Source organism: Hydrogenophaga sp. RAC07, from assembly GCF_001713375.1.
In the GTDB taxonomy this organism is placed as follows: Bacteria; Pseudomonadota; Gammaproteobacteria; order Burkholderiales; family Burkholderiaceae_C; genus Hydrogenophaga.
The window spans coordinates 911110-924260 of sequence record NZ_CP016449.1 but is presented as its reverse complement, the minus strand read 5'-3'; the positions used below and the strand labels follow the sequence as shown (position 1 = coordinate 924260).

Below are 13151 nucleotides of genomic sequence, written 5' to 3'. Positions count from 1 at the left end.
ATGGTCCGCGCCTGCGCACTCGCAGTCGGCGTGCTGCTGGCTTTTCCAGCGGCAGCGCAGCAGGTGGCGCTTTCCGGCGTGGCCGGCGGCAAGGCGCTGGTCACCATCGACGCGGCCGCGCCGCGTTTCCTGAGACCCGGCCAGGCGCACCAGGGCGTGAAGCTGCTGAGCCTGCAGGGCGAGACGGCGGTGATCGAGGTCAACGGACAGCGCCAGACCCTGCGGGTGGGCGAAGCGCCGGTGAGCCTGGGGCGGGCCAAAGCCGATGCAGGCTCCCAGCGCATCGTGCTCACCGCCGACGCGCAGGGCCACTTCATGCCACCCGGTCAGATCAATGGCCGGCAGGTCCAGTTCATGGTGGACACGGGCGCCACGCAAGTGATCATGAGCGAATCGGATGCCAAGCGCATCAACCTCAAGTACGAGCAGGGTCAGAAGGTGCGCGTGGCCACCGCCAATGGTGATGTGGTCGGCCACCAGATCCGGCTGGACTCGGTGCGCATCGGTGAAGCGCAGGTGTACGACGTGTCGGCCATCGTGTTGCCCCAGTCGATGGCGTTCGTCTTGCTGGGCAACAGCTTTCTCACGCGCTTCCAGATGCAGCGCACCAACGATCAGCTCACGCTGGACAAGCGCTACTGATCACAGCGCTTTCTGTGCGGCGGTCACGACAATCTCGATCCGGTAGGCCGGGTTGGCCAGGGCCGCCTGCACCGTGGCCCGAGGCGGCGCGGTGCCCGCCACCACCCAGGCGTCCCACACCTCGTTCATCACGCCGATCTCGGCGATGTCGGTCAGGAAGATCTGCGCTCGCAGGATGCGCGACTTGTCGCTGCCGGCTTCCAGCAGACGCTGCTGCACCTGTTCCAGCACGTCTTCGGTCTGACCCCGGATGTCGGTGTCGCCGCGCTCGGGCACCATGCCGGCGAGGTAAACGACACCGTTGAACACAGCAGCTTCGCTGTAACGCGCGGCCACGCCGATGCGGGTGATGTGCTGACTCATGATTTTTTGGCGCCCAACTTGCTTTCCTTGCCGGCCATCAGCCGGTTGATGTTCTCCGCATGCCGGTAGACCAGCAGCATGCCCATGACCACCAGGCTCATCACCTGCACCCCGGGTGCATCCCAGGCCACACGATGCCCCAGCAGGAAAAACGCGGGGGCGAACACAGCCGTGACGATGGAGGCCAGCGACGAGTAGCGAAAGAACACCGCCATGATCACCCAGGTGGCCAGCGCAGCCAGCCCCAGCCAGGGCTGGAAGCCAAAGATCACGCCGGCTGCGGTGGCCACGCCCTTGCCGCCCTGGAAGCGGAAGAACACCGGATACAGGTGGCTGAGAAAGGCCGCGAGGCCGACCAGCGCCACGGTACCGTCGCCCAGGCCATGCGCTTCGCCCCACCACTTCACCGCCACCACCGGCAACCAGCCCTTGAGCGCATCGAGCAACAGGGTGATGACCGCAGCGGCCTTGTTGCCCGAGCGCAGCACATTGGTGGCGCCGGGGTTTTTGCTGCCGTAGGTGCGCGGGTCGTTCAGGCCCATGGAACGGCTCACGAGCACGGCAAACGAGAGCGAACCGATCAGGTAGGCGGCCAGGGTGGCCAGCAGGGGATAGAACAATGACAACGAAGTCTCCTCGGTGGTTCGGGCCGCTCTCTGCGGAGCGGCGCCGCGCTATTCTGCCAGCGCGCACGCCACCGGCCGGGCGCCCAGCGGGCCGCCGAGCACGGCCGGGTCGATGCCCACCAGATAGCCACGGCGCCCGCCATTGATCCAGATCCTGGGCAGGGTCAACACGGACGCTTCCACGTACACCGGCATGGCGCGTTTCAAGCCGAACGGTGAAGTGCCCCCAACGAAGTACCCGCTGTGCCGGTTCGCCACCTCGGGTTTGCAGGGTTCGACCGACTTGGCGCCAATCTGCCGCGCGAGGTTCTTGGTCGACACGGTGCGGTTGCCGTGCATCAACACCGCCAGCGGCTTGGCGGCCTCGTCCTGCATGACCAAGGTCTTGACCACGGCAAACGGGTCGAGCCCGAGCACCTGCGCGCTGTGCTGCGCACCACCGTGTTCAAGATATTCGTAGCTGTGTTCGGTGAACGCCACACCATGCGCCTTGAGCCAGGCGGTGGCGGGCGTTTCACTGACGTGCGGCTTTTTGGCCAAGCGTCAGCTCACTGCGCAGGATCTCGGGACTCCCACCGGATCTTGTCGATTTCAGCCAGCAGTTCGGGCGACAGCGTCGTGTCCCACGCGTCCAGGCATTCGTCCAGCTGGGTCAGCGAGGTCACGCCGATGATGGTGCTGGCCACACGCCAGTTGGTGTAGCAAAACGCCAGCGCCATCTGCGATGGCGTGAGGCCGTGGTCGCGTGCCAGCGCGTTGTAGCGGCGCGCGGTGTCCAGCGCCTCGGGCCGGCCCCAGCGCTGCTTGCGCATCGACTCGTACAAGGCCATGCGCCCGGCATCACCCACCAGGCCGGTCTCGTCGTACTTGCCGCTGAGCAAACCAAAGCCCAACGGCGAATACGCCAGCAGCGACACACCCAGGCGGTGGCAGGTCTCGTCCAGCCCGTTCTCGTAGCTGCGGTTGATCAGGCAGTAAGGGTTCTGCACCGTGGCCACGCGGGGCAGGCTGTGTTGCTCGGCCAGGCGCACGAACTCGTGCACGCCGTAGGGCGATTCGTTGGACAGGCCGATGGCCTTGACCTTGCCCACCTTCACCAACTCCGCCATGGCCTCCAGCTGCTCCATCACCGAGGCACACGGCTTGTCCTTGGTGGGGTCAAAACTCAGCAGGCCGAACGCCGGCACATTGCGCGCCGGCCAGTGGATCTGATAGAGGTCGATCACGTCGGTCTTGAGGCGGCGCAGGCTGTCGTCGCAGGCCTTGAGGATCTCGGCCTTGCTCACGCCGGAGTTCTCGCCGCGAATCCACGGCATGCCGCGCGACGGGCCCGCCACCTTGGTGGCCAGCACCACCTTGCTGCGCAAGCTCGCGTCCTTGGCGAACCAGTTGCCCAGAATCGTTTCGGTGGCGCCGCAGGTCTCGGCGCGCGCAGGCACCGAATACATCTCGGCCGCATCGAGGAAGTTGATGCCTCGCTCCATGGAGCGATCCAGGATGCTGTGAGCACTGGCCTCGTCGACTTGCTCACCGAAAGTCATGGTTCCCAGGCAAACCGGAGGAACTGTCAGTGCGCTGGCGCCCAATGGAACGTTTTTCATGCAATTTTTTGTAAAGTCAGAAGGGAAGTGATGCCAAAGCGATAGGTCAGGGTATAAGTTTAGAGCGCATCGGATCGCGCCGCAGTCACCATGAACACACCCTTGAGTGTGACGATGATGTCGCCGTGGATCCGGGGCCGACTTTTTTCCGTTCTTCAACAACGCCAGTGGAGCATTGCACATGAAACACCTCACCAACATCACCCGTGGCCTGACGGTCACCGCCCTCGCCGCCGCGCTCGCCCTGAGTGGCTGCGCCAACATGAGCGAAACCCAGACCGACTCCGCCAAGGGTGCCGGCATCGGTGCCCTCGCCGGCGTGCTGCTGGGTGCCGCCACCGGTGGATCCAAGGGTGCAGCCCAGGGCGCCGTGCTCGGCGCTGGCGCCGGCGCACTGGGTGGCTACATCTGGTCAACCAAGATGCAGGAGCAGAAGCGCGCGATGGAAGCCGCCACCGCCGGCACCGGCATCGGCGTGAGCCAGACCTCGGACAACCGCCTGAAGCTTGACGTGCCCGCCGACGCTGGTTTTGCCACCGGCAGCTCCACCGTGAGCCCCACGCTGCAGCGCGTGCTCGGCCAGTTCGCCAACACGCTCAACGCCAACCCGGTGACGGCCGTGGCGATCGTGGGCCACACCGACAGCACCGGCAGCGACGCGGTGAACAACCCATTGTCGTTTGACCGTGCCAACAGCACGCGCGACTACCTCGTGGCTCGCGGTGTCTCGGCACAGCGTTTCGCCACCGATGGCCGCGGTTCGCGCGAACCAATCGCCGACAACGGCACCGCTCAAGGTCGTGCGCAGAACCGCCGCGTTGAAATCTACGTGGCCGAGCCTGCACGTCAGTAAGCGGGTCCCCACGCTCCGCCTCCCGGGGCGGTGGCGTCCTCACGGACAAGAAGAAGCCTGGCACTGCCGGGCTTTTTCTCGTCCGCTCGGCGGGGTGAGCCTCACAGTTTGGCCATGATGTGGCGCGCCACGGTGTAGTCCCCCAGCGCATACATCGACATGTCCTTGCCGTAGCCGCTGGCTTTCATGCCGCCGTGCGGCATTTCATTGGCCAGCATGAAGTGGGTGTTGATCCAGGTGCAGCCGTACTGCAGCTTGCGCGCCACCAGCTGAAGCCGCGCACGGTGTTGCGCACCTCGTCGCTGGAGGCGGTGCGTTCGCTGGTGGGCGTTGGTGCGGGCCTCGCGGTGCTGCCCGATTTTCTCTACCGCCCCTGGACGCTGGACGCGGAGCACGTGGAGGTGCGGACCTTGCGCGATGCGGTGCCCACGGTGGATGTGGGGCTGGTGTGGCGGCGCGGGTCTCAACCGCGTGCGGAGGTGCTGGAGTTCATCGAGGTGGCGCGGGACCAGTCGCGGTCCCGGCGTCCTGTGGCCTGAGTTGTTTTTTCTCCGGCTGATCCGGTCATCGGCCCGTGAGGTTCAGGCGTTCAATGACCCCGCGCCCGTTCTTCTTCAAGCAAGCGCAGCACCCGCCTCTGCACCTTGCCCGTGGTGGTCATGGGCAGTGCGTCGATGAACTCGATCTCTTTCGGGTATTCGTAGGGCGCGAGCTTGCCCTTCACATGCGCCTGCAGCTGCTTCACCAGCGCTTCACCCGCCACATGCCCGGGCGCCAGAACCACATACGCCTTCACCACCGCACCACGCTCGGCATCGGGCTTGGGCACCACCGCCGCGTTGGCCACCGCCGGGTGCTTGACCAGGCAGTTCTCGATCTCGCTCGGCCCGATGCGGTAACCCGCGGCCTTGAACACATCGTCGGCACGGCCCTGGTACCAAAGGTAGCCGTCGGCATCGCGCGTGGCCAGGTCACCGGTGCGGCACCAGCTGTTGGCCATGTCGCCGGTGTACTTGGCGCGGGTCGATGCCTCGTTCTTCCAGTAGCCCAGAAAGAACACCGGATCCGGATCACCATGCACATCGAGGCGGTGCACCGCCACGTCGCCCGGCACACCCACCGGGCACTCGTTGCCCGCGTCGTCGATGACAGCGACGCGGTGGCCTGGGTAGCCCTTGCCCATGGAGCCGGGCCGCGCCGGGTAGAGCCGCGCGCAGTTGCCCACGATGTAGTTGATTTCGGTCTGACCGAACATCTCGTTGACTGTGACGCCGAGCTGATCACGACACCAGGCAAACACCGCATCACCCACCGCCTCGCCAGCGCTCATGAGGCCTTCCAGCTTGAACTTGTATTGCTGCTTCGGCGTGGGGATGGCCTTCATCATGGCCTTGAGCGCGGTGGGAAACAGGAAGCTGTGCGTCACGCCATGGCGCTCGATCAGCTCGAACGCGGTCTGCGGGCTGAAGCGGCCGTTGAAGGCCACGATGGGGCGGCCGAAATACAGCGTGGGCAACAGGGCGTCCATGAGGCCGCCGGTCCAGGCCCAGTCGGCCGGTGACCAGAACACCGCTTTCGACGGCTGCTTCGCATTGAACGGATCAAAACCAAACCAGTTCTGGCTGCACACAAACCCCGTGAGGTTGCCGATGAGGGCGCGGTGCGGGATCAGCGCGCCCTTGGGGTTGCCGGTGGTGCCACTGGTGTAGATCAGTACGGCGGCCTCTTCGGCCAGCGTATTCAACGGTGTGAAATCGGCTGGCTCCTGGGCGAGCAGCGCGGTCCAGTCAAGGTCGGCGCGCATGCCCTCGGGCGTGCCGTCGCCGTCCACGCCGATCACACAGCGCAGCAGCGGGCAGTCGTCCCGCACGCCGAGCAACGCCGGCAACGACGGTTGGTCGCAGATGGCCACCACCGCTTCGCTGTCCTGCATCCGGAACTCCAGTGCCTCGGGCCCGAAGAGTTGCGACAGCGGCATGCCCACAGCGCCCATCTGGAGCACCGCCATGTAGGCCACCGCGGTCTCGAAGCGTTGCGGCAGCACGATGGCCACACGGTCACCACGCTGCACGCCGAGTGCGGCCAGTGCGTTCGACAGGCGGTTCGCCTGGTCGAGCAGATCGGCGTAGCTGTGGGTCCGATCGCTCTGGCCCGGCGCGCAGGCCACAACGGCCACGTCGCCGGCGCGCGCCGGGTCTTCGGCCCAACGCCGCATGCACACCTGAGCCATGTTGAAGTGTTCGGGCACCTGCCAGCCAAAGCGGCTGTGCAGCGTGTCGTACAGGTCCAGGGGCCTGTCGGTCTTGTCTCTGGCTTGACTCGGGCGCATGGTTGTCTCGGTCTCGTTCTTTATGATCCGACGAATGTACCAAGCACAGAGAGCCTCACGCAGCGAATTCGTCCCGGTTCGCAACCTCAGCTACCACGTGCGCGTCTGGGGCGAGCGCAGCGACGGCGTGGCGCCACTGGTGCTGGTGCACGGATGGATGGATGTGGCCGCGTCGTGGCAATTCGTGGTGGACGCACTGCAGACGGAGCGCTGGATCATCGCGCCCGACTGGCGCGGCTTTGGCCACACGAGGCTCGAAGGCCCGGCGGTCGACAGCTACTGGTTCCCCGATTACATGGCCGACCTCGACGCCCTGCTCGACCACTACGCGGGCGAACACAAAGTCGATCTGGTGGGTCACAGCATGGGCGGCAACATCGCCATGATGTACGCGGGCGTTCGACCGCAACGCATTGAACACCTCGTCAACCTCGAAGGCTTCGGCATGCCCGAAACGCGGCCCGCGCAGGCGCCGGGCCGCTACGCGCAGTGGATGGACGAGATCAAGACCGTGCAGCGCGGTGGCAAGGCGCTCAAGAGCTACGCCGACGCCGACGGCGTGGCGCGCCGGCTCATGAAGACCAACCCGCGTCTCGCGCAAGAGAAGGCCGACTGGCTGGCCCGCCAATGGGCGGCGCCCAATGCGCAAGGCGAGTGGGACATTCTGGGCGACGCGGCTCACAAGGTGACCAGCGCGCACATCTACCGGCTTGACGAAGCGCTCGAAATTTACCGCCGCATCACAGCACCGGTGCTGTCGGTGACCGCCGGCGACGACAGCCTGGGCCAGTGGTGGAAAGGCAGCTACACCCTGGCGCAGTACATGGAGCGCATCCGCGCCGTGCCACGGCTGCAGAGTGCCGTGGTGCAGGAAGCGGGCCACATGGTGCACCACGACCAGCCGGCGGAGCTGGCCCGGTTGATCGAGGCGTTCCTGAACACCGCCCCTTGAACATCGGTGACGGAGTTGCGGGTTTCTGCCTCCTGTGGATCGCACGTTCAAAGCCGCCGGGCATACTCGCGCGTTATGAAATTGATCCCACGCGCATTCTTCAAGCCCGCCGCCGCGGTCGTTCTGGGTCTCGTCATGGGCGCCCAGGCCCACGCGGGCAACTGGGACCTGTGCCCGGGCTACGACCAGCCGGCCAGCGCCGAACCCGACGCGCCCCGCTACGAAGCCTTCTTCTCGCCCTACACCCACCACTGGACGCCGGACGACGAACACGAGCAGGTGTACGCGGTCAGCGTGAGCCGGCTGCTGCCCAACAACCGGTACTGCGGTTTCAGCCTGTTCAACAACTCGTTTGGCCAACCCTCGGCCTACGCCTTCGTCGGCAAAAGCTGGCCCGGGCTGTGGAAGACCTACCCCAAGGTCTATGCCTCGGTGAGCGCCGGCATCATCTACGGCTACGTGGGCCAGTACAAAAACAAGGTGCCGCTCAACGTGGGCGGGTTCTCGCCCGTGATCGTGCCGGCCATCGGCTACCGCCTGTCCCCCAAGGCCACGCTGGAGATGCAGTTGCTGGGCACGGCAGCGGTCATGTTCGGCACCACCTGGCGCTTTTGAGGCGCGCCGCCGCTGGCGGCCCCATGGCGTGAGAAAATCGCGGTTTTGACATTGACCGCAGGAACACCCCATGGAAGCCGAACGCAGCAACGCCATCCGATCGCAGCTCGAAGACCTGACCACACGCGTGGTCGAGCTCCGGAGGTATCTTTGACTACGATGCCAAAGCATCGAAGTTGAAGGAAGTCGAGTCGGCTCTGGAAGACCCCACGGTCTGGAACGATCCCAAACGCGCCCAGGAGCTGGGCCGCGAGAAAAAATCCCTCGAAGACGTGGTGCTGGTGCTCGACCGCCTCACCAGTGAGCTCACCGACAACACCGAGCTGTTCGAGATGTCGAGCGAAGACGGTGACGACGCCGGTCTGATCACCATCGAGGGCGAGGCCGCCAAGGTCGCGGCCGAGGTGGAGAAGCTCGAATTCCGCCGCATGTTCCGCAACCCGGCCGATCCGCTGAACTGTTTCCTGGACATCCAGGCCGGCGCCGGCGGCACCGAGGCTTGCGACTGGGCCAGCATGCTGCTGCGCCAGTACCTGCGCTACGCCGAGCGCAAGGGCTTCAAGACCGTGATTGAAGACGAGACCGAGGGCGACACCGCCGGCATCAAGAGCGCCACCATCAAGATCGAGGGCGACTACGCCTTTGGCCTGCTGCGCACCGAAACCGGTGTGCACCGCCTGGTGCGCAAGAGCCCGTTCGACTCCTCGGGCGGTCGCCACACCTCGTTCGCGTCGGTGTTCGTGTACCCCGAGATCGACGACTCGATCGAGATCAACATCAACCCGTCCGACGTGCGCACCGACACCTACCGCGCGTCCGGCGCCGGTGGTCAGCACATCAACAAGACCGACTCGGCCGTGCGCCTCACGCACATCCCCACCGGCATCGTGGTGCAGTGCCAGGACGGTCGCAGCCAGCACGGCAACCGCGACGTGGCGTGGAAGCGCCTGCGCTCCAAGCTCTACGACTTCGAGCTGCGCAAGCAGCAGGAAGAACAGCAGAAGCTGGAAGACACCAAAACCGACGTGGGCTGGGGTCACCAGATCCGTTCGTATGTGCTGGACAACAGCCGCATCAAGGACCTGCGCACCAACGTCGAGATTTCCGCCACGCAGAAAGTGCTGGACGGCGATCTGGATCCCTTCATCGAAGCATCACTGAAGCAAGGCGTCTGACCATGAGCTCACTGCGTGAAGGCCCCACCACCGTGGTTCACCGCGAAGACTACGCCGCCCCGGCCTACTGGATCGACACCGTCGACCTGTGCTTCGACCTGGACCCGGCGAAGACGCGCGTGCTCAACAAGATGCGCCTGCGCCGCAACCCCGACGTGCAGGCGCAGGCCTTGCGGCTCGATGGTGAAGACCTGAACCTCGCGCGTGTGCTGGTCAACGGCGCGGGTTGCTCGTTCAAGATGGACGGTCAACAACTGGTGCTGGAGAGCCTGCCCGAAGGCACCGAGCCCTTCGATCTGGAAATCTTCACCACCTGCACGCCCGAGAAGAACACACAGCTCATGGGCCTGTACGTGAGCCAGGGCACCTTCTTCACGCAGTGCGAGGCCGAGGGCTTTCGCCGCATCACGTATTTCCTGGACCGCCCCGACGTGATGGCCAGCTACACCGTGACGCTGCGTGCCGACAAGGCCAAGTACCCGGTGCTGCTGTCCAACGGCAACCTGGTGGAAGAAGGCAAGCTGCCCGATGGCCGCCACTTCGCCAAGTGGGTCGACCCCCACAAGAAGCCCTGCTACCTCTTCGCACTCGTCGCCGGCCAGCTGGTGGCGCGTGAACAGCGCATCACCTCGCGCAGCGGCGGCAACCACCTGCTGCAGGTGTATGTGCGCCCGGGCGACATGGACAAGACCGAACACGCCATGAACTCGCTGATCGCCAGCGTGGCCTGGGACGAAGCACGCTTCGGCCTGCCGCTCGATCTGGAGCGCTTCATGATCGTGGCCACCGCCGACTTCAACATGGGCGCGATGGAGAACAAGGGTCTCAACATCTTCAACACCAAGTACGTGCTGGCCAACAGCGCCACCGCGACCGACACCGACTTCTCGAACATCGAATCGGTCGTGGGCCACGAGTACTTCCACAACTGGACCGGCAACCGCGTCACCTGCCGCGACTGGTTCCAGCTGTCGTTGAAAGAAGGCCTCACCGTCTTCCGCGACCAGGAATTCAGCATGGACCTGTGCGCCGAACCCTCGGCGCGCGCGGTCAAGCGCATTGAAGACGTGCGCGTGCTGCGCACCGCACAGTTCCCCGAAGACGCCGGCCCCATGGCGCACCCGGTGCGGCCCGACAGCTACGCCGAGATCAACAACTTCTACACCGTCACCGTGTATGAAAAAGGCGCCGAGGTCGTGCGCATGATGCAGACCCTCGTGGGGCGCGAGGGCTTTGCGCGCGGCATGAAGCTCTACTTCGAGCGCCACGACGGACAGGCCGTGACCTGCGACGACTTCGCCCAGTCGCTGGCGGATGCCAACCCCGACACCGACCTGGCCCGTTTGCTGCCGCAGTTCAAGCGCTGGTACAGCCAGGCCGGCACGCCGCGCCTGCGCGCCGAGGGCGTGTATGACGCGACCAACCGCAGCTACACGCTCACGCTCACCCAGAGTTGCGCGCCCACGCCCGGCCAGAGCGCCAAGGAGCCGTTCGTGATCCCGGTGTCGCTCGGCCTGCTGAGCGCCGACGGTGCACAACTGCCGCTGCAACTGGCCCACTGGACGCAACCCGAAGCCGGCAGCCGCACCTTTGTGCTGACGCAAACCAGCGAGAGCTTCACCTTTGTGAACCTCGACAGCGAACCCGTGCCCTCGCTGCTGCGCGGTTTCTCGGCGCCCGTGGTGCTCGATTGCCACTACACCGACGCACAACTGCTCACCCTGCTGGCCTTCGACCCCGACCCGTTCAACCGCTGGGAAGCTGCGCAACGCCTGGCCCTGCGCCGTGCGCTCATGGCGATCTTGAGCGACGACCCGGTGCCCGCTGCCCCGCTGGACGACGCTTGCCTGGGCGCCATGCGTGACGTCTTGCGCCACCCCACGCTGGACGCTGCGTTCAAGGAACTCGTGCTCACGCTGCCCAGCGAAACCTACATCTCGGAGCAGCTGGGCGAGGTGGACCCGCAACGCGTGCACGCCGTGCGCGAAGCCATGCGCCTGCAGCTGGCGCAGGCCCTGCAAGCCGACTGGGCCTGGGCGTATGAAGCGCACAAGGACAACGGGGCCTACCGCCCCGACCCGGTGAGCACCGGCCGGCGTGCACTGGCCGGCATGGCGCTGACCATGTTGTGCCTGGACGCGCGCGCCAGCGGTGACGCCGTGTGGCCCGGCCGCGCCTACCAGCGCTTCAAGGACGCCGGCAACATGACCGACCGGTTCAACGCCTTGTCGGCCCTGGTGGTGAGCGACCACGCCCTGGCGCGCGACGCGCTGGTCCGCTTCCACAACATGTTCCAGAACGAAGACCTGGTGCTGGACAAGTGGTTTGCCCTGCAAGCCGGAGCTCCCGACCGCGGTGGCAACGTGTTGCCCGCCGTGCGCCAGCTCATGAAACACGCCGACTTCCACCTCAGGAACCCGAACCGCGCACGCAGCGTGATCTTCAGCTACTGCAGCGCCAACCCCGGCGCGTTCCACCGCACCGATGCGGCCGGCTATCTGTACTGGAGCGAACGCGTCGTTGAGCTCGACGCGTTCAACCCGCAAGTGGCTGCCCGCCTCGCCCGCGCCTTGGACCGCTGGAAAAAACTCGCCGAGCCCTACCGCAGCGCCGCCCGCGAAGCCATCGCCCGCGTGGCCGCCAAGACCGACCTGAGCAACGACGTGCGCGAAGTCGTCACTCGGGCTTTGGCAGACTGAAACAGACACTCAACATGACCAAACGCATCTCCCTCACCCGCTACCTCGTCGAACAACAACGCGTCGACGGTCACATCCCTTCTCAGCTGCGCCTGCTGCTCGAAGTGGTGGCCCGCGCCTGCAAGAGCATCAGCCAGGCCGTGAACAAAGGCGACCTGGGTGGCGTGCTCGGCGCCGCCACCACCGAAAACGTGCAGGGCGAGATGCAGAAGCAGCTCGACATCATTGCCAACGAGGTGCTGATCGAAGCCAACGAATGGGGCGGCCACCTCGCGGCCATGGCCAGCGAAGAAATGGACAGCATCTACGTGGTGCCCAACCGTTACCCGCAGGGCGAATACCTGCTGCTGTTCGACCCGCTCGACGGCTCCAGCAACATCGACGTCAACGTCAGCATCGGCACCATCTTCAGCGTGCTCAAGAAGCCCGAAGGCAGCGCCGGTGTGAGCGAGCAGGACTTCCTGCAACCCGGCGCCCAGCAAGTGGCCGCCGGCTACTGCGTGTACGGCCCGCAGACCACGCTGGTGCTCACCGTGGGTGACGGCGTGGCCATGTTCACGCTGGACCGTGAGCAAGGCTCGTTCGTGCTCACCAAAGAGAACGTGCAGATCCCGTCCGACACCAAGGAATTCGCCATCAACATGAGCAACATGCGCCACTGGGACGAACCGGTGAAGCGCTATGTGGACGAATGCCTGGCCGGCAAGGAAGGCCCGCGCGGCAAAGACTTCAACATGCGCTGGGTGGCCAGCATGGTGGCCGACGTGCACCGCATCCTCACGCGCGGTGGCATCTTCATGTACCCCTGGGACAAACGCGAGCCCGAGAAGCCCGGCAAACTGCGCCTGATGTACGAAGCCAACCCCATGGGCTGGCTGATCGAACAAGCCGGCGGCGCCGCCACCAACGGCAAAGAGCGCATCCTGGACATCCAGCCCGGCAAGCTCCACGAGCGGGTGAGCGTGATCCTGGGTTCGAAGAACGAAGTCGAGCGCGTGACCCGCTACCACACCGGGCTATAATCGCGGGCGTTGCCGGTGTAGCTCAGTCGGTAGAGCAGCTCATTCGTAATGAGAAGGTCGGGTGTTCGATTCATCTCTCCGGCACCACGTAGATACAAGAAAGCCCGCTATGAAGTTCATAGCGGGCTTTTTCGTTGCTGAGTCCTTACAGACTATTTACAGACTGCAGGACGGCGGTGCACACGTTAACTGCAAGAGTTGAGCACGCGGCTGCTTCACCCCTGTAGAAGTACTTCGGCTAAGTGCGGGGCCCCGGCATCATAAGAAACCACGT

The 13151-nt window shown here is 65.2% G+C and carries 13 protein-coding genes, 1 tRNA gene and 1 pseudogene; 9 read left to right on the top strand and 6 right to left on the bottom strand.

All coding sequences use genetic code 11. From position 1 onward, the window contains the following. Positions 1-642 (top strand): retropepsin-like aspartic protease family protein, encoded by a 642-nt coding sequence (locus BSY239_RS04290; RefSeq protein ID WP_069045753.1) that lies wholly within the window; start codon positions 1-3, stop codon positions 640-642. Here the strand turns inward: BSY239_RS04290 and BSY239_RS04285 are convergent, their stop codons facing one another. Genes BSY239_RS04285 through BSY239_RS04270 form a run of 4 tightly spaced genes read right to left on the bottom strand, consistent with a single transcriptional unit; the run spans position 643 to position 3232 of the window. After that, positions 643-1005, bottom strand: a complete 363-nt coding sequence (locus BSY239_RS04285) for a RidA family protein (RefSeq protein WP_069045752.1) — start codon at positions 1003-1005, stop codon at positions 643-645. Further along, positions 1002-1631 carry a glycerol-3-phosphate 1-O-acyltransferase PlsY gene (plsY, locus tag BSY239_RS04280; protein ID WP_069045751.1) on the bottom strand — a complete coding sequence of 210 codons (630 nt, stop codon included), beginning with the start codon at positions 1629-1631 and terminating at the stop codon, positions 1002-1004. Before plsY ends, BSY239_RS04285 begins: the two co-directional genes overlap by 4 nt. A gap of 48 nt (positions 1632-1679) precedes the next feature. Next, positions 1680-2171 (bottom strand): aminoacyl-tRNA deacylase, encoded by a 492-nt coding sequence (locus tag BSY239_RS04275; protein ID WP_069045750.1) that lies wholly within the window; start codon positions 2169-2171, stop codon positions 1680-1682. Between the two features lie 8 nt (positions 2172-2179). Beyond that, positions 2180-3232 (bottom strand): aldo/keto reductase, encoded by a 1053-nt coding sequence (locus BSY239_RS04270; RefSeq protein ID WP_069045749.1) that lies wholly within the window; start codon positions 3230-3232, stop codon positions 2180-2182. Positions 3233-3413: 181 nt separating this feature from the next. Between BSY239_RS04270 and BSY239_RS04265 the strand changes: the two genes are divergently transcribed. Next, the gene (locus BSY239_RS04265) at positions 3414-4085 is read left to right on the top strand and encodes an OmpA family protein (RefSeq protein WP_069045748.1); all 672 of its coding nucleotides are present in this window, start codon (positions 3414-3416) and stop codon (positions 4083-4085) included. A gap of 101 nt (positions 4086-4186) precedes the next feature. Here the strand turns inward: BSY239_RS04265 and BSY239_RS23055 are convergent. Further along, a pseudogene (locus BSY239_RS23055) lies at positions 4187-4357 on the bottom strand (aldehyde dehydrogenase family protein); the annotation flags it as partial. A 12-nt stretch (positions 4358-4369) separates the two neighbouring features. Here BSY239_RS23055 and BSY239_RS21995 point away from each other — a divergent pair. Then, the gene (locus BSY239_RS21995) at positions 4370-4624 is read left to right on the top strand and encodes a LysR substrate-binding domain-containing protein (protein WP_069045747.1); all 255 of its coding nucleotides are present in this window, start codon (positions 4370-4372) and stop codon (positions 4622-4624) included. 50 nt (positions 4625-4674) lie between these two features. Here the strand turns inward: BSY239_RS21995 and BSY239_RS04255 are convergent, their stop codons facing one another. Continuing rightward, entirely contained in the window at positions 4675-6414 is a 1740-nt protein-coding gene (locus tag BSY239_RS04255) for an acyl-CoA synthetase (RefSeq protein ID WP_069045746.1), read from the bottom strand. 34 nt (positions 6415-6448) lie between these two features. Between BSY239_RS04255 and BSY239_RS04250 the strand changes: the two genes are divergently transcribed. The 6 genes from BSY239_RS04250 (at position 6449) to BSY239_RS04220 (ending at position 12964) form a co-directional block, all read left to right on the top strand. Further along, entirely contained in the window at positions 6449-7366 is a 918-nt protein-coding gene (locus BSY239_RS04250; protein WP_069045745.1) for an alpha/beta fold hydrolase, read from the top strand. A gap of 75 nt (positions 7367-7441) precedes the next feature. Next, a complete protein-coding gene (locus BSY239_RS04245) occupies positions 7442-7981 on the top strand; it encodes a hypothetical protein (RefSeq protein WP_069045744.1) in 540 nt (179 codons plus the stop codon). Positions 7982-8051: 70 nt separating this feature from the next. After that, positions 8052-9156, top strand: a protein-coding gene (gene prfB / locus BSY239_RS04235) for a peptide chain release factor 2 (RefSeq protein ID WP_156775414.1) whose coding sequence is annotated in 2 segments (ribosomal slippage) — positions 8052-8132 and positions 8134-9156 — 1104 coding nt in all. Because the reading frame shifts where the segments join, the coding sequence is not laid out codon by codon here. 2 nt (positions 9157-9158) lie between these two features. Further along, positions 9159-11855 carry an aminopeptidase N gene (gene pepN, locus BSY239_RS04230; protein ID WP_172823075.1) on the top strand — a complete coding sequence of 899 codons (2697 nt, stop codon included), beginning with the start codon at positions 9159-9161 and terminating at the stop codon, positions 11853-11855. Between the two features lie 14 nt (positions 11856-11869). Beyond that, complete coding sequence (locus BSY239_RS04225) at positions 11870-12877, top strand: class 1 fructose-bisphosphatase (protein WP_069045742.1); 1008 nt, start codon at positions 11870-11872, stop codon at positions 12875-12877. Positions 12878-12888: 11 nt separating this feature from the next. Then, positions 12889-12964, top strand: a tRNA-Thr gene (locus BSY239_RS04220). Positions 12965-13151: the final 187 nt, after the last annotated feature.